This window comes from Puniceibacterium antarcticum (assembly GCF_002760615.1).
In the GTDB taxonomy this organism is placed as follows: domain Bacteria; phylum Pseudomonadota; class Alphaproteobacteria; order Rhodobacterales; family Rhodobacteraceae; genus Puniceibacterium; species Puniceibacterium antarcticum.
The window spans coordinates 1-19,389 of record NZ_AWWI01000103.1; the positions used below are offsets into that span (position 1 = coordinate 1).

Here is a 19,389-nt window from a genome sequence, read left to right on the forward strand (position 1 = left end):
GCCCAGAGCGCGGCGTTGCGCCGCCGGGGGCGGGGCGGCCCGGAATGGCCGACGCCGCGGACCGGACATCAGGGGGGGGCCGTCCAGGGGGATGCCGTAGGGGTCGATCACCCGCCCGATCCACGAATCGGATGGGGCCAGCGTCGGCGGGCCCATCACCGCGACGCGATCCCCCTGAGACACGCCGTCGATCCCGGTGTCTGGCAGCATGCCAACCAGATCCTCGCGGATGCGCAGCACCTCGCCGCTCAGCGGGTCCCCCGATCCGCGCAAAAGCCGCACGCGGTCCCCGATCGAGGCCAGATGCGCCAGTCCGCGCACCCAGATCACCGTCCCGTCGACCGATCGCACCCGTCCCACCGCGCGCACGCTCTGCAACCCGGCCAGCTGGGCCCGCAGGCCCGCAATCTCGTTTCGATCCATCGCACGATCCCTTCATCCTCTGATCACTGTTTCTAAAGGAATCAGGGTTAAGCCTTGATTGAAGACGAGAGATTTCGAGGGAGAAGCCCCGATGTTCCAGAACCTGGACATTTTCAAGACAGCCATGGCGCTTGCCCAACATGCCGGGTCACAGCAGTCCACCAGTGCGCAGAACATCGCCAATGCCGACACCCCGGGATACAAGGCCCATGACGTCATGGGCTTTGCGGAAATGATGCAAAAGCACGCCGGCCCTGACCAGCTGCGCGCCACCCGGGTGGGCCATCTGATGAACCGCACCCCGGTCGAAATTCCAACCACAGAACGCCGCGAATCGGCAGATCCGAACGGCAACAGCGTCTCGCTTGAGACTGAAATGCTGACCGCGGTCGATGCCAAGCGGGCGCATGACCTGTCCATGGCGGTCTATCGATCCACTCTCAACATTCTGCGCACCAGCATCAGTCGCGGATAACAACGGGGGCACTCATGTCCGATTTTGCCAATTCTCTCACGATGTCCGCCAGCGGTCTGCGCGCTCAGGCAATGCGCCTGCGGCTGACATCCGAAAACATCGCCAACACCGACACGCCCGGATATCACCGCAAGATGGTGCCGTTCGAGACAAAGACCGATCCGCGCACCAATGTGACCACGGTCAGCACCGGGCGGGTGAACCTTGACCGTTCGGATCTGCAGCAGATCCATGATCCGTCGAATCCCCTGGCCGATGAAGCCGGCAATTTTGACGGCTCGAACGTGGATATCATCATCGAAATCGCCGACGCCCGCGAGGCGCAGCGCTCTTACGACGCCAATCTCAAGATGTTCGACCAGACACGCAAGATGTCGGCAAGCCTGCTTGAGCTGCTGCGCCGCTAAATTCCCTCACACGAATGGAGACCAGAATGGACGTTCGTTCCCTTTTTGCCGCGCAAAGCTATGCGGCCTCGCGCCCTGTCACGGAACCGCAGCCCGAAACGGCCACACCCCAGGCCGCCACGCCCGGCGCTTCGTTCGGGCAGATCGTCACCGACTTTGCCCAGACCCTGCGCACTGGCGAGGATCTCGCCAAGACGACCATGATGGGCGATGCCGATCCGCATGCCCTGGTCGAGGCGCTGGCCCAGTCCGAACTGGCGGTCGAGACGGTGGTGGCCGTGCGCAACAAGGTGGTCGAGGCCTATCAGGAAATCCTGAGGATGCCGGTCTGACATGCTGAACGAGGCCATCTTTTTTGACAGTCTGCGCCAGGGTCTCTGGATCGCCACCATCACCTCGGTGCCGATTCTGACGGCGGCGTTGGTGGCCGGGGTGGTGATTGGCCTCTTTCAGGCGCTGACCTCGATCCAGGAAATGACGCTGACCTTTGTGCCGAAACTGGCCTGCATCGTCGTCGTCTTCTGGATGTCGATGAGCTTCATGACTGAAACGCTGGTGGCCTTTTTTCAGAACCAGATCATTCCCATCATAGCCGGAGGCTGACCATGGAAACCGCAAGCTACACCACCTTGAACCGCCAGTCGGGTCTGATGCGCGAAATGCAGGTGATCGCGAACAACATCGCCAACACCGCCACCACTGGGTTTCGCCAGGAGGGGGTGATGTTCACCGAATTTCTGGCCAAGACCGACATGGGCAGCCTGTCTATGGCGACGGCGCAGGTGCATCAGACCTCGACCCTGCAGGGCACGCTGACACAGACCGGCGGGCAGTTCGACATGGCGCTTCAGGGCGACGGTTTCTTTCTGGTCCAGACGCCGAACGGCGAACGACTGACCCGCGCCGGGGCCTTCACCCCCAGCGCGAATGGCGATCTGGTGACCCCGGACGGCTATCCGGTGCTGGATGCGGGGGGCGCGCCGATCTTCATTCCGCCGGATGCCACCGATCTTGCCATCGCGCAGGACGGCACGCTCAGCTCTCAGGGGCGGCCCCTGGGGCAGGTGGGCGTGGTGCAGCCGAGCGATTTCAACGGCATGGTGCGGGAAAACGGCACCTTTTTCGAAAGCACGGATGGCTTTGACCCGGTCGAGGCGCCGGTCATCCTGCAGGGCTTTCTGGAATCCTCAAACGTGGATCCGGTGGGGCAGATCGCCCGCATGATCGAGGTGCAGCGCGCCTATGAGATGGGCCAGAATTTTCTCGAATCCGAAAATGACCGCATCACCAATGCCATCAACACCTTCACCCGATAACCCGGAAGGAGCACCAAAATGCGTGCACTGAAAATTGCCGCCACGGGCATGAGCGCCCAGCAGATGCGGGTCGAGGTCATCTCGAACAACCTCTCGAACATGAGCACGACGGGCTACAACGCCCGGCGGGCTGAATTTTCGGATCTGCACTATCAACAGAAGCTGCGCGCCGGCACGGTCAATGCCAGTGATGGCACGGTGCTGCCCACGGGGGTCCAGCTGGGCCTTGGCGTGCGCCCGGCGGCAGTGTCGATGCAGCTTGAGCAGGGCTCGCTCTCGGCCACCGGCGGTGATCTGGATGTGGCGATTGAAGGCGCGGGGTATCTTGAAGTGACGCTGCCTTCTGGGCAGGCGGCCTATACCCGCGATGGCGGGCTGAAACGCAATGCCGACGGGCTGATCGTCACCTCGGACGGCTATCCCGTTGCGCCGGAAATCACCATTCCCGACGATGCCACCAGCGTTTCGATCAATGCCTCGGGCGAGGTTTACGCCTATTTCTCCGGAACCACTGCGGCGCAGCTTCTGGGGCAGTTCACCATCGCCGGTTTCACCAATGCCAAGGGGCTTGAGGCGATCGGCTCGAACCTCTTCACCGAGACAGAGGGATCCGGCCCCGCGCTGGTCACCACACCCGGGCTCGACGGGCAGGGGACATTGCGGCAGGGCTATCTTGAGGACAGCTCGGTTGATGCGGTACGCGAAGTGACGGAACTGATCGAGGCCCAGCGCGGCTATGAGCTGAACGCCAAGGTGATTTCCGCCGCCGATCAGATGCTGGGCGCAACGACGCAGATCCGATGATCCGTCTGACCCTTCTCTTCGCGCTTCTGGCCGGGACGGCGCAGGCCGACACGGTGGTCGCTGCCCGCACCATCCGCGCGCAGGAAATCTTGACCGCCGATGCGCTCAGCGTCCAGCAGGGCACGCTCGACGCCGGTTTCTCGGATCCGATGGAGGTGATCGGCCAAGAGGCGCGCGTGTCGCTTTACGCCGGCCGGCCGGTCCTGCGCGCCCATATCGGCCCCCCGGCGCTGATCGAGCGCAATCAGGTCATCGCCCTGATCTTTCAGCAGGGGGGGCTGCGCATCACCGCAGAGGGGCGCGCCCTGGACCGGGGCGGCGTGGGCGAACAGATCCGCGTGATGAACATGGCCTCCCGTACCACCCTGTTCGGCTTGATCCAGCCTGACGGATCTGTCCACGTTTCGCAGTGAAAGCATATGCCATGACGCCCAGACCGCTGTTTGTCCTGACCGCCCTTGCCCTTGTCCTGTCCGGCTGTGGCCGCATGGACCATATCGGCCGTGCTCCGACATTCTCGCCCGCCAACGACGATGCCCAGCATGATGCCATGGTCTATGCCAGCCTGCCGCGCACCCTGCCCAGCCGCGACAGCATCGCCCGTGCAAGCCTGTGGGATGGGGGGCGGCAGTCACTGCTGGGCGACCGGCGGGCGACGAATCGCGGGGACATCATGACCGTTGTGATCGAAATCGACGAAAAGGCGGAAATCTCCAACTCGACCGACCGGTCACGCTCTGGCTCCGAAAGTCTGGGCATCCCGGATCTTTTCGGCTTTCCGGAACGGATCAACCAGGGCATCACCGATGGCGCCTCTCTGGATACGGCGGTGGGCATCGACAGCTCCAGTCAGTCCAAGGGCACAGGAACGGTCAAGCGCAACGAAAAGCTGACCCTGCGCGTGGCCGCCACCATCACAGAGGTGTTGCCCAACGGCGTGCTCGCCATCGAGGGCTCGCAAGAGGTGCGGGTGAATTTCGAACTGCGCGAACTGCTTGTATCGGGCTTTGTGCGTCCCGCCGACATCTCGCGCCAGAACGAGATCACCTATGACAAGGTCGCCTCGGCCCGCATCTCTTATGGCGGGCGCGGTCAGATTTCGGACATGCAGCAACCCCGCATCGGCCAGCAGGTCCTTGATTCTGTCCTGCCGTTCTGAAGGAACATACCCATGCGCAAGCTGCTTCCCATTCTTCTTGCTCTGATCGGCATCGGCGGCGGTGTCGGTGCGGGTTTCCTGCTCAAACCTGCGGCAGAGCCTCCGGCGGCCCCGGCGGCCATGGCCGACAACTGTGTCGTGCAGGGGGCGGACCCCCATGCGGAAACCGCGCCGGAGGCCGGGCATGCAGAGGCGGCTCCCGCGGATCCGACGGCTGTGCCCACAAAAGAATATGTCAAGATCTCCAACCAGTTCGTGGTGCCCATCGTGCGCAACGAAGGCATTTCGGCGCTTGTCGTCATGTCCCTGAGCCTTGAGGTCTCGACCGGCAGCACCGCCATCGCGACACAGCGGGAACCCAAGCTGCGCGACAGCTTTCTTCAGGTGCTGTTCGACCATGCCAATGTTGGCGGGTTCGAGGGCAATTTTACCGAACCCAACAAGCTGGATCCCCTGCGGCGGCTCCTGCTGAGGTCGGCGCAGGCAAGCTTGGGCGGGATTGTGACCGATGTGCTGATCACCGAGATAAACAAACAAGAAATGTGATCGCGCCAGAGCGCCCGAACCGCACTGCCCAAGTTTTGGGCGCGGCCCCCCGGCAGGCTCGCGAAAGGCAGGATGTCCGTTTACATTTGCCCCCGTGTCAGCACCGCTAGGGCATGGGTCACCGTCTATCCGTCATCGTGGTCGAAAACGACAGAGACCGCGCGCTGCTCATTGTGGACAGCTTGCGGGCTGCGGGGGATTTCGACATTCACGTCATCGCCGGGGCGGCGGGCCTCGGGCGGCGGGTCAAGGCGCTGTCACCCGATGTGGTGCTGATCGACATCTCCAATCCCTCCCGCGACATGCTTGAGGAACTTGCCCTCGCCACCGGCCCGATGGAACGCCCCGTGGCAATGTTTGTCGATCGCTCGGACGATGGCATGACCAAGGCCGCGATCGAGGCGGGCGTGTCGGCCTATGTGGTGGACGGGCTCAGCCCGAACCGGCTCAAACCCATTCTCGACGCCGCCATCGCGCGGTTCCACATGTTCCAGCGCATGCGCACCGAGCTGATGGAAACCAAGCGCGCGCTTGAGGAACGCAAGGTCATCGACCGCGCCAAGGGCATGCTGATGAAGGCGCGTGGCGTGGATGAGGAAAAGGCCTATGCCCTGTTGCGCAAGGCGGCGATGGATCAGGGCAAACGCGTCGCCGATGTGGCGCAGGCGCTGGTGACCGCAGCGGGGCTTCTGGGATGAAAGGCGCCATGTTGTCCGTCGGGTTTATCCCTCTGCTCGATGCCGCGCCGCTGATCGTGGCGCAGGAAATGGGCTTTGCCGCCGAAGAGGGCATCGCCCTTGACCTCGTGCGCGCGCCGTCCTGGTCCAGCTTGCGCGACATGCTCAGCTTCGGGCGGGTCGAGGCGGCGCATATGCTGTCGCCCGTGCCGGTGGCGGCGGCGCTGGGGCTGGGGGGCACGCGCGCACCATTGGCGGCAGTGTCGGTCCTGTCGATGAACGGCACGGTGATCGGCGTCAGCAATGCCCTTGCGGACCGGCTGCGTGACGGCGGGCACGACTTTGCCTTTGACGATGCGCGTGCCGCCGGTCTGGCGCTGATCCGGGCCGCCACACCCACCCTGCGCATCGGTGTGCCGTTCCCGTTCTCGATGCATGCCGAACTGCTGTATTACTGGCTCTCCGCCCTTGGCCTGCCCGCGCCGCAGAATGTCGACATCCGCACCGTGCCGCCGCCCCTCATGGCGCAGGCGATCGAGGCGGGCGAGATTGACGCCTTTTGCGTCGGTGAACCCTGGGGGTCGATTGCGGTGGAAAACGGCGTTGGCACCCTGCTGCTGCCCGGCGCCGCCATCTGGGCCTTTGCGCCGGAAAAGGTGCTCGCCGTGCGCAGTGACTGGGCGGATGCGGAACCGGCGCTGCTGGGCCGTCTGATCCGCGCGGTCTGGCGCGCCGGGCGCTGGCTGGGCGATCCGGCCTCGCACACTCTGGGGGCGGAACTGCTCAGCCGCCCCGCCTATCTGAACCTCCCGGCCGAGGTGCTGGACCGCGCCCTGAACGGCAGGCTGGTGATTTCCCCGCGCGGCGAGCAGCGTGAAACCCCCGGATTTATCGACTTTCACGCAGGCGCGGCCAGCTTTCCCTGGCGCTCGCAGGCGCAATGGATCGGCTTGCAGCTCGCCTCGCGCAACGGGTTGGACAGGCTCGCCTCGGTCCAGACCGCCGGCGGGGTGTTCCGCAGCGATCTGCACCGCAACGCCCTGCGCCAGACCGGTGCCGACCTGCCCGCCGCCGTGTCCAAGGTCGAAGGCGCGAACACCCCGCTGCACACCGACTCAGGCCGCCTTATCCCCAGCCAGGATGCATTCTTTGATGGCCGCATTTTTGATCCATCGCAGATCGAACGCTGATTTCGCAGGCAGAGCGCGCCGCAAAATGCCGCGCTGCCGCAAAAACCACCCTGTTTCATAAAATTATATTTGCCAGATCCAACCGACCTGACGCATGGTAAAGAGGTAGGCAGGCAATGGCGTCCGCCAACGAAATTCTCCCAGAGATTTGGGTTATCTGAGCAAAGCCGCTCGACCTCCGCGACAATCGTCGTGGTGAGTCAGCGGCTTTTTTGTTTTGCCCGGGTCCCAGCGTCTTTGCGCATCCCGGTCATAGGATACGAGGGAACACCCCATGAAGAAGATCATTCTGACGCTTGCCGCCACCACCGCCCTGTGCGGCCCGGCCTTTGCCGAGATGCTGGAGCTGGAAAAGGACGAGCTGAAATTCGGGTTTATCAAGCTCACCGATATGGCGCCGCTCGCTGTTGCCTATGAACAGGGCTACTTTTTCGACGAAGGTCTGTTTGTCACCCTCGAAGCACAGGCCAACTGGAAGGTGCTGCTGGATGGCGTGATCGGCGGTCAGCTGGACGGCGCGCATATGCTGGCCGGTCAGCCGCTGGCCGCGACCATCGGCTATGGCACAGAGGCGCATATCGTGACGCCGTTTTCCATGGATCTGAACGGCAACGGCATCACCGTCTCAAATCAGGTGTGGGAGATGATGAAACCCAACATCCCCACCATGGACGATGGCCGCCCGCAGCATCCCATCAGCGCCTCCGCCCTCAAGCCGGTGATCGACACCTTCAAATCCGAAGGCAAGCCGTTCAACATGGGCATGGTTTTCCCCGTCTCGACCCACAATTACGAATTGCGCTATTGGCTGGCGGCCGGCGGCATCGCGCCCGGCTATTACTCCGCCGACAACGTGACCGGCCAGATCGCCGCGGATGTGTTCCTGTCCGTCACCCCGCCGCCGCAGATGCCGTCCACAATGGAGGCCGGCACGATCAACGGCTACAGCGTGGGCGAGCCGTGGAACCAGCAGGCGGTGTTCAAGGGCATCGGCGTGCCGGTGATCACCGATTACGAGCTGTGGAAGAACAACCCCGAAAAGGTCTTTGGCATGACCGCCGAGTTCACCGAGGCCAACCCCAACACCACCCTCGCCGTGACCAAGGCGCTGATCCGCGCCGCCATCTGGCTTGATGAAAACGACAACGCCAACCGCGAAGAGGCAGTCGATATCCTGTCGCGTCCCGAATACGTCGGCGCCGACCGCGAGGTGATCGCCAATTCAATGACCGGCACTTTTGAGTATGAAAAGGGCGACACACGCGAGGTCCCCGATTTCAACGTCTTCTTCCGGTACAACGCGACCTATCCGTTCTACTCCGACGCGGTCTGGTACCTGACCCAGATGCGCCGCTGGGGCCAGATCACAGAGGCCAAGCCCGACAGCTGGTTCGATGAGGTCGCGAAATCCGTCTACAAGCCCGAGATTTATCTTCAGGCCGCCCGCCTTCTGGTGGACGAAGGGCTGGCGGACGAGGCGGACTTCCCCTGGGATTCCGACGGCTACAAGGCGGCGACGCCGGCGGCGGATATTATCGACGGCATCCCCTATGATGGCCGCACCCCCAACGCCTATCTCGAAAGCCTGCCGATCGGCCTCAAGGGCGAACAGATTGTTGTCGGCAACGAAGTGCGCGGCTGACGCCCCCGGGGTGCGCCGCCCCGGCGCGCCCCTTTTGCCGCCACACGTCAGCCATACCAAATCCATACGGAATCCATACGCATTCCAGCCCCCGTTTTCCAAAGGACCAGCCACATGACGACTGTCGATCCGGACTTCGCCACGGCCCAGGCCAAAGAGGCCCGCCGCGCCCGCCTGTTCACCCGCATCAACAAGGCCGACGCCTGGTTTCAGGTTCTTGGCCTTGCCTGGATCACGCCGGTGCTTAAGGTTGCCGCCGGGGAAAATCCCAAGGGGCAGATCGGTGAAATCTGGCGTCTGCTGGGGGTTCCGCTTCTGGCCATCCTCCTCTTTCTGGCCGCCTGGTCCGTGCTGGCGCCCACCGTGCAAACCTCGCTCGGCGCCATCCCCGGCCCCGCCGCCGTCTGGGAAGAGGCGGTGAACCTGCACGAAGACGCGGTGCGCAAAGGCCAGAAAGAGGCGCAGTTTTACGACCGTCTTGATCAACGAAATCAAAAGCTTATCGAGGAAGGCCGCCCCGGAGATGTCAAGGATATCGCCTTCACCGGCGCGCCGTCTTATTATCAGCAGATCTGGACCTCGATCAAAACCGTCTTCTTCGGCTTCCTGATCGCCAGCGTCGTCGCCATCCCGCTGGGCATCGCGGCGGGCCTGTCGCCCACCGCCAATGCCGCGCTGAACCCGCTGATCCAGATCTTCAAACCGGTCTCGCCGCTCGCCTGGTTGCCCATCGTCACGATGATCGTCTCGGCGGCTTATGCGACCAACGACGGAATGTTTTCCAAATCCTTCCTCGTCTCGGCCATCACCGTCACGCTCTGCTCGCTCTGGCCGACTTTGATCAACACGGCCCTTGGTGTCGCCAGCATCGACAAGGACCTGATCAACGTCTCCAAGGTGTTGAAAATGAACACCTATACCAAGATCACCAAACTGGTTCTCCCCTCGGCCCTGCCGCTGATCTTCACCGGTTTGCGCCTGTCCCTGGGGGTGGGCTGGATGGTCCTGATCGCCGCCGAAATGCTGGCGCAGAACCCCGGACTTGGCAAATTCGTCTGGGATGAATTCCAGAACGGATCGTCGCAATCCCTCGCCAAGATCATCGTCGCCGTGCTCACCATCGGCATCATCGGCTTCCTGCTCGACCGGGTGATGTTCGCGCTGCAATCGCTTTTCACCTTCTCGAACAATCGGTGACGCGCGCTCAAGCAGCTTAGCGGTCGCGCAGAAAGGAAAATTCCATGGGTATCCTCACATTCACCAACGTCTCCAAGGGCTTCGGCACCGGCCTCCACCGCGAAGAGGTTCTGAAAAACATCAACCTCGATGTGAAAGAGGGCGAATTTCTGGTCCTTCTCGGCTTTTCCGGCACCGGGAAAACCACGCTGATCAACCTGATGGCCGGGCTTGAGCTGCCCTCCAGCGGCATAGTCACCTTCAAGGGTCAGCCGATCACCGAACCCGGGCCGGAACGTGGCGTGATCTTTCAGAACTATTCGCTGATGCCCTGGCTCACCGTCGCGGGCAATGTTGGCCTTGCCGTCGATACGATCTTTCCGGGCATGCCAAAGGCGGAAAAGACAGCGAAAATAGCGCATTATGTGCAGATGGTTGGCTTGGGTCATGCCATGCACCGCCGCCCCGCCGAACTCTCTGGCGGGATGCGCCAGCGCGTCAACGTCGCCCGTGCGCTGGCCATGAGCCCTGAAATGCTGCTGCTTGACGAACCCCTTTCGGCGCTTGATGCCCTCACCCGCGCCAACCTCGCGGATGAGATCGAACATATCTGGGAAGCGGACAAAAAGACCTGCGTTCTCATCACCAACGACGTGGACGAAGCCATCGTTCTGGCCGACCGCATCATCGCCCTGAACCCCGACGGCACGCTGGGGGAAGAGTTCAAGGTCACCATCCCGCGTCCCCGCGAACGCACCGCCATGAACAATGACGAGACGTTCAAGGCCCTGCGCGCCAAGGTCACAAAATACCTCATGGATGTCGGGATCGAGGCCAAGGTCGAAGGCACCCGCAAGCTGCCCAACGTCACGCCAATCCACGGTGTTCCTGCGGCAGTGAAAGAGGCGCAGGATGGCATGATTGAGGAAAGGTTCCTTGATTTCAGCCAGTTGCACAAGATCTACCCGACACCCAAAGGCCCGCTGACCGTGGTCGAAAACTTTGACCTCAAGGTGAACCGGGGCGAATTCATCAGCCTGATCGGGCATTCCGGCTGTGGCAAATCCACCGTTCTCACCATGGCCGCCGGTCTCAACGGCATCAGTCAGGGCGCAATCAAACTCGACGGTCGGCATGTCGAAGGGGCTGATCCCGAACGCGCCGTCGTCTTTCAGTCGCCCAACCTGTTCCCCTGGCTCACCGCCAAGGAAAACGTCGCGATTGGTGTGGACAAGGTCTATCCCAAGGCGTCGCAGGCCGAACGGCAGGATGTGGTGGAATACTACCTCGAACGCGTCGGTCTGGGCGATGCGATGGACCGGGGCGCCGCGTCGATGTCCAACGGCATGAAGCAGCGCGTCGGAATCGCGCGGGCCTTTGCCCTGTCGCCGAAACTCCTGTTGCTCGACGAACCCTTCGGCATGCTCGACAGCCTCACCCGGTGGGAACTGCAAGAGGTCCTGATGGAGGTCTGGTCGCGCACCAAGGTCACCGCGATCTGCGTCACCCATGATGTGGACGAGGCGATCCTCCTCGCTGACCGCGTGGTGATGATGACCAACGGCCCGCAGGCCACCATCGGCAAGATCACAGAGGTCAAACTGCCCCGCCCCCGCACCCGCAAGGCGCTGCTCGCACATCCGGACTACTATGCCTACCGGCAGGAGGTTCTTGATTTCCTTGAGGAATACGAACATGGCGCGAAGCCCAAAGCGGCCAAGAAGGACGCAGCCTGATGGACACCCTCATGGAAACGCCCGTGCGCACCTTTGTCGATGTGATGGAAATCTGGGTGCCCGAAGGCGACCGTCTGGTCCCCGGTGGCGGCCATTACGGGACCCTGTCGGCCTTTGCCGAGGCGTCGCGCAAGACCAGTTTCGCGCGCGGTGAGGGGCTGCCCGGCAAGGCCTGGGCCGAGGAACGCCCCATCGTGCTCAAGGCCTTTGAAGGGTCGTATTTCCTGCGCACCGATGCCGCGAAAGAGGCGGGCCTGACCAGTGCCGTCGCCATCCCGGTCTTTGCCGGGCGCACCCTCAAGGCGGTTCTGGTGGTCCTGTGCAGCGATGACGCCGACCGCTATGGCGCGATCGAGGTCTGGGCCGAATCCGACGGTATCCTGTCGCTGCAAGACGGCTATTACGGCGCCGCCAAACAGTTCGAGGAAATCTCTCAGCGCACCACCTTCAAGCGCGGGCAGGGGCTTCCCGGCAGCGTCTGGTCGTCGAAAACACCGATCCTGATGCGCGATCTGGGGCTGGGCTATGGCTTTATGCGGGCGGAGAGTGCGGGAAAAATCGGCCTCAACACCGGGCTTGGCCTGCCGGTCCCGGTGCCGAATGGCACCACCTATGCGCTGACCCTGCTGACCGCCAGCGGCACGCCCATCGCACGCAGATTCGAGATCTGGGATGCCCGCACCGCCAAGGTGGGCAGCTCGGGCAAGGCCGTTCTGAGCGATGGCATCTGTGCGCGCAGCGGCCCGCTGTGGAATTTTGAAACCGATCGGATGGTCGCGCCGTGGCAGGGACCTGTGGGCCGTGCGCTCGCCAGCGGCCTGCCGGTGATTGACACCGGCGCGGGGGCTGCCGGCTACGCCTCGATGGTCGCTTTGCCGATCCATCGCGGGGCCGAGCTTGCCCATATCGTCGCCTGGTATTGCTGATGAGTATGAAGATGCAGAAACTCGTTGTGATCGGGGCAGGCATGGCCTCTGGCCGTCTGCTGGAACACCTGTTTGACGCCGCCCCCGGCGCCTTTGACGTCACCCTGTTCAACGCCGAACCGCGCGGAAACTACAACCGCCTGATGCTGTCCCCAGTGCTGTCTGGCGAAAAAAGCTACGGCGAAATCATCACCCATGATGACGACTGGTATGCCGGCAACACCGTCACCTGCCGGTTTGGTGAAAAGATCGACGGCATCGACCGCGCCCGCAAGGTGGTACTCAGCGCGCAGGGCGAAACCCCCTATGACAAGCTGATCATCGCCACCGGCTCAAACCCGTTCATCATCCCACTGCCTGGCCACACCCTGCCCGGGGTGATCAGCTACCGCGATCTGGACGACACCAACGCGATGATCGAAACCTCTGCCACACCCGGTGCCCGCGCCGTGGTCATCGGCGGCGGCCTGCTGGGGCTAGAGGCGGCTGCCGGTCTGCGTATGCGCGGGATGGAGGTCACGGTGCTGCACAATACCGGCCACCTCATGGAACGTCAGCTGGACGCCGCCGCAGGCTACCTGCTGCGCCGCGATCTTGAGGCGCGCGGGATCAACGTGATCACCCAGGCCCAGACGCAAAGCATCGAAGGTAACGGTCACGTCGCACGCGTCATGCTTGTCGATGGCACAGAATTGCCCTGCGAACTGGTTGTTATGGCCGTGGGCATCCGCCCCTCGGTCCAGCTGGCCAAGGACGCGGGGCTGGACGTGGGCCGCGCCATCACCGTCGATGCGCAGATGCAGACCTCTGACCCGGACGTCTATGCCCTTGGCGAATGCGTTGAATTCGCGGGCACTCTCTTTGGCCTTGTCGCGCCGCTTTATGATCAGGCCAAGGTGCTGGCCAAGACCCTGACCGATCAGGAGGACGCCTTCACCGTCAAGGAACTCGCCACCAAGCTCAAGGTCACGGGCTGTGATCTGTTCAGCGCCGGCGATTTTGCCGAAGGCGCGGATCGCGAGGATATCGTGTTCCGTGACCCGGGGCGCGGCGTCTACAAGCGGCTTGTGCTGAAAGATGATCACCTGATCGGCGCCGTCATGTATGGCGATACCGCCGACGGAAGCTGGTTCTTTGGCCTGATCAAGGACGCCACAGACGTGTCGGACATGCGCGATACGCTGATCTTTGGCCCTGCCTATCAGGGGGGGGCCACAGCGGACCCTTTGTCGGCCGTTGCAGCCTTACCGGCTGACGCAGAAATCTGCGGCTGTAACGGCATTTGCAAGGGTCAGATCGTGTCCGCCATTAAGGGCGGCGCACACACCCTTGGCGACATCCGCGCCACGACCAAGGCATCGGGGTCCTGCGGCACCTGCACCGGTCTGGTCGAACAGGTTCTGGCCGTCACTCTGGGCGATGATTTTGTCATGCCCACCTCGCAGCCGGTCTGCAAATGCACCGAGTTCACGCATGAGGATGTGCGCCTGCTGATCAAGACCAAGGAACTGAAATCCCAGCCCGCCGTCTGGCAGGAACTCGGCTGGACGACCCCCAACGGCTGCCATGTCTGCCGCCCGGCGATCAACTTTTATCTGCTGGCCGATTGGCCGCTGGAATATCAGGACGATCCGCAAAGCCGCTTCGTCAACGAACGCAACCACGCCAACATCCAGAAGGACGGCACCTATTCCGTCATGCCGCGCATGTGGGGTGGCATCACCACCCCGACTGAGTTGCGCGCCATCGCTGATGCGGCGGACAAATACAATGTCCCCACGGTCAAGGTCACCGGCGGTCAACGCATCGACCTGCTGGGCGTGAAGAAAGAAGATCTGCCCGGCATGTGGTTTGATCTGAACGCCGCCGGCATGGTCTCGGGGCACGCCTATTCCAAGGGGTTGCGCACCGTCAAAACCTGCGTCGGCACCGATCATTGCCGCTTTGGCACGCAGGATTCCACCGGTTTGGGGATCAAGCTGGAAAAACTGCTCTGGGGGTCGTGGACACCGCACAAGGTCAAACTCGCCGTGTCCGGCTGCCCAAGAAATTGTGCCGAGGCAACCTGCAAGGATGTCGGCATCATCTGTGTCGATTCCGGCTATCAGGTCGGCGTCGGTGGCGCGGCGGGCATGGATCTGAAGGAAACCGAACGGCTGTGTGATGTGCCGACCGAGGAAGAGGCGCTTGAGGTCACCGCCGCCTTTGTCCAGATCTACCGCGAGAATGCGAAATACCTCGATCGGCCCTACAAATGGATCGCCAAGGTGGGTCTGGACTGGGTCAAGGAACGCGTCGTTGATGACCTTGAAAACCGCCGCGCGCTGGTTGCCCGGTTCGATCTGTCTCAAACCATCTATCGCAAGGACCCCTGGGCGCCGCTTGCCGCCAAGGCAGACACCTTTGCCCCCCTTGCTGATCTTACACTGGAGGCTGCGGAATGAACTGGATCGACATCGGTGCCCTTGACGACATCCCCCTGCGCGGCGCGCGGGTGGTGAAAACCCAGCTCGGCTGCGTCGCCCTGTTCCGCACCGACACCGACCGCGTCTTTGCCGTCTCTGACACCTGCCCGCACAAGGGCGGGCCATTGTCCGAAGGCATCGTGCATGGGAACAAGGTCACCTGCCCGCTGCACAACTGGGTGTTTTCGCTGGAAACCGGGCAGGCACAGGGCGCGGATTCGGGCAGCATCACCACCTATCCCGTACAGGTCGCGGCAGGCCGCATCCTGCTGGACGCCACGACCCTGAAAAAGCGGAGCGCGGCGTGATGGACGGCGCGGGCCTGCCGGAAACACGCTCCACCTGCCCCTATTGCGGGGTCGGGTGCGGCGTGCTGCTGCGCGCGGACGGGCAGGGCGGTCTGACCGTGCGCGGCGACCCCGATCACCCCGCCAACAAGGGCCGGCTCTGTTCCAAGGGGCTGGCGCTGGGCGAAACCACCAGCACCGAGGGCCGCCTGCGACACCCCAGCATCAATGGCCAAGAGGCCACATGGGACACCGCCCTGCAAACTGTCGCTGACCGCTTTTCCCAAGCCATCCGCGATCACGGGCCGGACTCCGTCGCCTTCTACGTCTCGGGCCAGATGCTGACCGAGGACTATTATGTCGCCAACAAGCTGATGAAGGGATTCATCGGCTCGGCCAATATCGACACCAATTCGCGCCTCTGCATGGCCTCTACCGTCGCGGGACACCGCCGCGCCTTTGGCACGGACACCGTTCCCGGCACCTATGAGGATCTCGAACAGGCCGATCTGGTTGTGCTCGTCGGCTCCAACCTCGCCTGGTGCCATCCGGTGTTGTATCAGCGGCTGGCGGCGGCGAAAAAACAGCGCCCCGACCTCAAGGTTGTCGTGATCGACCCGCGCCGCACTGCCACTTGCGATCTGGCTGATCTGCACCTGCAGCTGCGCGCGGGCAGCGATGTGGCCCTGTTCAACGGGCTGCTCACCGCGCTCTCCGAAGGCGGCGCCGTGGACTACGCCTATCTCTCCCATGTCGACGGCTTCGACACCGCCCTTGTCGCCGCCAGTGTGGACCGGATGAACGAAACCGGGCTGGACCGCCGCGACATCCAGACCTTTTTCAACCTCTTTCTGCGCACCAACCGCACAGTCACCGTCTTCAGCCAGGGCGTGAACCAAAGCTCGGCTGGCGCGGACAAGGTCAACGCCATCCTGAACTGCCACCTTGCCACGGGCCGTATCGGCCGCCCCGGCATGGGGCCGTTTTCCGTGACCGGCCAGCCCAATGCCATGGGCGGGCGCGAGGTCGGCGGCCTTGCCAATATGCTCGCCTGCCATCTTGAGATTGAAAATCCCGATCACCGTCAGGCTGTCCGCACCTTCTGGGACGCGCCGGTCATGGCCGATCATGCCGGGCTCAAGGCCGTGGATCTGTTCCGCGCCGTGGGGCAGGGGCAGATCAAGGCGCTGTGGATCATTCACACCAACCCCGCCGTCACCATGCCCGACGCCGATGCCGTGCGCGACGCGATCAAGGGCTGCGATTTTACCGTGGTCAGCGACATTACCGGCGCGACCGACACCGCGCGACTGGCGCATGTGCTGCTGCCTGCCGCTGCATGGGGCGAAAAGGACGGCACCGTCACCAATTCCGACCGCACCATCAGCCGTCAGCGTGCCGTGCTATCGCCCCCCGGACACGCCCGCCCCGACTGGGACATCCTGTCCGAGGTCGGCCGCCGCATGGGCTGGCACAAGGCCTTTGATTACGAAACCCCGGCCGAGATTTTTCGCGAATATGCGGCCCTGTCGCACATCGCCGGGCAGTTCGACCGCGACTTTGACATCTCCGCCCTGTCGGACCTGTCCGACCATGGCTATGAAACGCTTCCCCCCACACGCTGGCCGGTCACTGCGACCCGGCAGGGGGGGCGCTTCTTTGCGGATGGGCAGTTCTACACCCCCAATGGCAAGGCGCAGATGCTGGCGCTGCAATACCGCCCGCCTGCGGCGAAAACCGGCCCGCGCTATCCCTTCCGGCTGAACACGGGACGGATCCGCGATCAGTGGCACACCATGACGCGCACCGCCCTGTCGCCGCGTCTGTCCGCCCACCTTGCCGAACCGTTTCTGGAAATCCACCCCGATGACGCCGCCCGCACCGGGCTTGGTCCAGCCTCGCTTGTCCGCGTCACCAGCCCCGTCGGCACCGCCATCCTGCGCACGCTGATCACCGATCGCGTCCGCAAGGGTGAGGTGTTCGCCCCCATGCACTGGACCAGCGACACCGCTCCCTCGGCCCAGATCGACGCGGTGGTGCCCGATGTGGTCGACCCCGTCTCGGGTCAGCCCGAAAGCAAGGCGGCAGTGGTCGCCCTGTCCCCCTACAACGCGGGCTGGTACGGCTTTGCCGTCTCTGCCGCGCCGATGTCGCCGACCTCTGAGTACTGGGCCATGTCCCGCACCCCGGCGGGCTGGCGCGCCGAACTCGCCGCCGACACAGTGCCCGAGACATGGGAGGGCTACGGGCGTTTGCTGTTCGGCCTGACAGACGCCAGACTCCAGATCCTGCAGGACACCGGGCGCGGCATGGCGCGGCTTGCCTTTTACCAGCGCGACACGCTGCTTGCCGCGCTGTTCGTGGCCCGTGATCCCGTGGCAGTGATGCGCGACTACCTCGTGACCCTGCCAGGGGCAGAGGCGCCATTGGTCCTTACCGGGCAAAGCCCTGCGAATATGCCCGATCCCGGTCCCATCGTCTGTTCCTGTTTCGGCGTCGGCATGAACACCCTCCTGGCCGCCATCGAAACCCAGTCCCTGACCACGGTCGACCAGATCGGCGCAGCGCTTCAGGCCGGGACCAACTGTGGCTCTTGCCGGCCGGAACTGACCGCCCTGCTGACCCGCGCCAAAGTGGCGGAGGCCGCAGAATGACACTTGCACCCTATGTGCGCATTCTGGGCCGTGGCCCGGGCCGCTCGCGCGCCCTCACCCGGGATGAGGCGACAGAGGCGATGAGCCTGATCCTGACAGGGCAGGCCGCCCCCGAATCCATCGGCGCCCTGCTCATGCTGCTGCGGATGAAGGGCGAAACCCCCGACGAAATCACCGGTTTCGTGACCGCCGCCCGCAGCGCGATGCCGCCCCTGCCGCAACCCGCGCTCGACTGGCCCAGCTACGCCGCCGGGCGCACCCGGGGTCTGCCGTGGTTCCTGCTCTCGGCCCGTCTGGTGGCGCAGGCGGGGCATAGCGTGCTGCTGCACGGCTGGAATTCGCACCAGCAGGGCCATGCCTCGGTCCGCGGCGCGCTCGGCCGGGCGGGCATTGCCAGCGCAGCCCCCGAGACCGTCGCCGACACCCTGCAGCGCGATCGCATCGCCTACCTCCCGCTCGAATCCTTTGCGCCGCAGCTGCTCGACCTTCTGCAACTGCGCGACGTGCTTGGCCTGCGGTCCTGCATCAACACAGTGCTGCGGGTGCTCAACCCTGCCAAGGCCACCGCCGGGGTGCAGGGCGTCTTTCATCCGCCCTATCGCGATCTGCAGGCCGATGCCGGGGTGCTGCTGGGTCAACACGCCCTGACCATCATCAAGGGCGGCGGCGGCGAATTTGAACGCCACCCCTGCAAGGGGGTTCAGGCCTATGGCCTGCGCAACGCCACCAGATGGGAGGCAGGTTTTGACGCCCTCCTGCCCGACACCCGCAGGTTAAATGACGGCGCCGACGATCCCGCGCGACTGTCCGCGCTCTGGGACGGCACGCTGACAGATTCCTTTGCCGAACACATCGTCACCGGCACCGCCGCGCTCGCGCTCGACACGCTGGGGGTGGCGCAACCAGAACAGACCGCGCGGGCCCTCTGGGCCGCCCGCCGCCGCGCCAAAGCTGCCTGAAGGAGCTCCGCCCATGAAAAGCTTTCCCATGTTCATCCGCACCACGGGCCGCCGCGTCATCATTGCCGGCGGTGGCGAACAGGCGGCGCAAAAGGCGCGGCTGCTGCTCAAGACCGACGCACAGCTGATCCTGCTGGCCGATACGCTTGACCCCGAACTGCAGGCGCTGGTCAGCGCAGGCCGCGCCACGCACCAGCCCGGACCCATCACCGCGCAGGATTTCAACGGCGCCGCCATGGCCTTTGTCGCGACCGGCTGTCCGGGCATCGACACCTGCCTGCACGCTCTGGCCCAACAGGCGCGTGTGCTGGTCAATGTCGTCGACCAGCCGAACCTTTGCGACATCACCACGCCGTCGATTGTGGACCGTGATCCCGTCATTGTCGCCATCGGCACCGAAGGCACCGCACCCGTCCTTGCCCGCGCGATCAAAACCCGGATCGAACAGCAGCTTGACCCCCGGCTTGGCAGCTTTGCCGCCCTTGCCGGCCGCTTGCGCGATCACGTCGCCGCCCGGGTGCCGCGCGACGCCCGCCGCGCCTTCTGG

Annotated in this window: 20 protein-coding genes and 1 pseudogene; 20 read left to right on the plus strand and 1 reads right to left on the minus strand. The window is 63.8% G+C overall.

Going from position 1 to position 19,389, the window contains the following annotated elements; genetic code table 11:
• Nucleotides 1–423 (minus strand): annotated as a pseudogene (gene fliI, locus P775_RS14655) (flagellum-specific ATP synthase FliI); the annotation flags it as partial.
• Between the two features lie 91 nt (nt 424–514).
• Here fliI and P775_RS14660 point away from each other — a divergent pair.
• From P775_RS14660 to P775_RS14755, 20 genes are all read left to right on the plus strand, one after another.
• Nucleotides 515–898, plus strand: coding sequence for a FlgB family protein (locus tag P775_RS14660; RefSeq protein ID WP_099911693.1), 384 nt, complete (start codon nt 515–517; stop codon nt 896–898).
• A 14-nt stretch (nt 899–912) separates the two neighbouring features.
• A complete protein-coding gene (gene flgC, locus P775_RS14665; protein WP_099911694.1) occupies nt 913–1,305 on the plus strand; it encodes a flagellar basal body rod protein FlgC in 393 nt (130 codons plus the stop codon).
• A 26-nt stretch (nt 1,306–1,331) separates the two neighbouring features.
• Nucleotides 1,332–1,637, plus strand: coding sequence for a flagellar hook-basal body complex protein FliE (gene fliE, locus P775_RS14670; RefSeq protein ID WP_099911695.1), 306 nt, complete (start codon nt 1,332–1,334; stop codon nt 1,635–1,637).
• Nucleotide 1,638: 1 nt separating this feature from the next.
• A complete protein-coding gene (locus tag P775_RS14675; protein ID WP_099911696.1) occupies nt 1,639–1,908 on the plus strand; it encodes a flagellar biosynthetic protein FliQ in 270 nt (89 codons plus the stop codon).
• Between the two features lie 2 nt (nt 1,909–1,910).
• Nucleotides 1,911–2,621: a flagellar hook-basal body complex protein gene (locus P775_RS14680; protein WP_099911697.1), complete on the plus strand. Its 711-nt coding sequence runs from the start codon at nt 1,911–1,913 to the stop codon at nt 2,619–2,621.
• A gap of 18 nt (nt 2,622–2,639) precedes the next feature.
• Complete coding sequence (gene flgG, locus P775_RS14685) at nt 2,640–3,425, plus strand: flagellar basal-body rod protein FlgG (protein ID WP_099911698.1); 786 nt, start codon at nt 2,640–2,642, stop codon at nt 3,423–3,425.
• The gene (flgA, locus tag P775_RS14690) at nt 3,422–3,838 is read left to right on the plus strand and encodes a flagellar basal body P-ring formation chaperone FlgA (protein WP_099911699.1); all 417 of its coding nucleotides are present in this window, start codon (nt 3,422–3,424) and stop codon (nt 3,836–3,838) included. Before flgG ends, flgA begins: the two co-directional genes overlap by 4 nt.
• An 11-nt stretch (nt 3,839–3,849) precedes the next feature.
• Nucleotides 3,850–4,584, plus strand: a complete 735-nt coding sequence (gene flgH / locus P775_RS14695) for a flagellar basal body L-ring protein FlgH (RefSeq protein ID WP_099911700.1) — start codon at nt 3,850–3,852, stop codon at nt 4,582–4,584.
• Nucleotides 4,585–4,596: 12 nt separating this feature from the next.
• Complete coding sequence (locus P775_RS14700; RefSeq protein WP_099911701.1) at nt 4,597–5,130, plus strand: flagellar basal body-associated protein FliL; 534 nt, start codon at nt 4,597–4,599, stop codon at nt 5,128–5,130.
• 113 nt (nt 5,131–5,243) lie between these two features.
• Nucleotides 5,244–5,828 (plus strand): ANTAR domain-containing response regulator, encoded by a 585-nt coding sequence (locus tag P775_RS14705; protein WP_099911702.1) that lies wholly within the window; start codon nt 5,244–5,246, stop codon nt 5,826–5,828.
• Nucleotides 5,825–6,997 carry an ABC transporter substrate-binding protein gene (locus P775_RS14710; protein WP_099911703.1) on the plus strand — a complete coding sequence of 391 codons (1,173 nt, stop codon included), beginning with the start codon at nt 5,825–5,827 and terminating at the stop codon, nt 6,995–6,997. Before P775_RS14705 ends, P775_RS14710 begins: the two co-directional genes overlap by 4 nt.
• Before the next feature lie 274 nt (nt 6,998–7,271).
• The gene (locus P775_RS14715; protein ID WP_099911704.1) at nt 7,272–8,639 is read left to right on the plus strand and encodes a CmpA/NrtA family ABC transporter substrate-binding protein; all 1,368 of its coding nucleotides are present in this window, start codon (nt 7,272–7,274) and stop codon (nt 8,637–8,639) included.
• Nucleotides 8,640–8,753: 114 nt separating this feature from the next.
• Nucleotides 8,754–9,836: an ABC transporter permease gene (locus P775_RS14720; RefSeq protein WP_099911705.1), complete on the plus strand. Its 1,083-nt coding sequence runs from the start codon at nt 8,754–8,756 to the stop codon at nt 9,834–9,836.
• A gap of 44 nt (nt 9,837–9,880) precedes the next feature.
• On the plus strand, nt 9,881–11,551 hold the full coding sequence (locus tag P775_RS14725; RefSeq protein WP_099911706.1) for an ABC transporter ATP-binding protein: 1,671 nt from the start codon (nt 9,881–9,883) through the stop codon (nt 11,549–11,551).
• Nucleotides 11,551–12,477, plus strand: a complete 927-nt coding sequence (locus tag P775_RS14730; RefSeq protein WP_099911707.1) for a GAF domain-containing protein — start codon at nt 11,551–11,553, stop codon at nt 12,475–12,477. Before P775_RS14725 ends, P775_RS14730 begins: the two co-directional genes overlap by 1 nt.
• Before the next feature lie 11 nt (nt 12,478–12,488).
• Nucleotides 12,489–14,921, plus strand: coding sequence for a nitrite reductase large subunit NirB (nirB, locus tag P775_RS14735; protein WP_099911711.1), 2,433 nt, complete (start codon nt 12,489–12,491; stop codon nt 14,919–14,921).
• Nucleotides 14,918–15,250 (plus strand): nitrite reductase small subunit NirD, encoded by a 333-nt coding sequence (gene nirD / locus P775_RS14740; RefSeq protein WP_099911708.1) that lies wholly within the window; start codon nt 14,918–14,920, stop codon nt 15,248–15,250. Before nirB ends, nirD begins: the two co-directional genes overlap by 4 nt.
• Nucleotides 15,250–17,883: a nitrate reductase gene (locus tag P775_RS14745; protein ID WP_099911709.1), complete on the plus strand. Its 2,634-nt coding sequence runs from the start codon at nt 15,250–15,252 to the stop codon at nt 17,881–17,883. The genes nirD and P775_RS14745 overlap by 1 nt, the downstream gene beginning before the upstream one ends.
• Nucleotides 17,880–18,842 (plus strand): glycosyl transferase family protein, encoded by a 963-nt coding sequence (locus P775_RS14750; RefSeq protein ID WP_099911710.1) that lies wholly within the window; start codon nt 17,880–17,882, stop codon nt 18,840–18,842. The genes P775_RS14745 and P775_RS14750 overlap by 4 nt, the downstream gene beginning before the upstream one ends.
• Before the next feature lie 13 nt (nt 18,843–18,855).
• Nucleotides 18,856–19,389, plus strand: a 534-nt coding sequence (locus P775_RS14755) for a precorrin-2 dehydrogenase/sirohydrochlorin ferrochelatase family protein (protein WP_143520917.1), incomplete at its 3' end; no start/stop codon positions are given.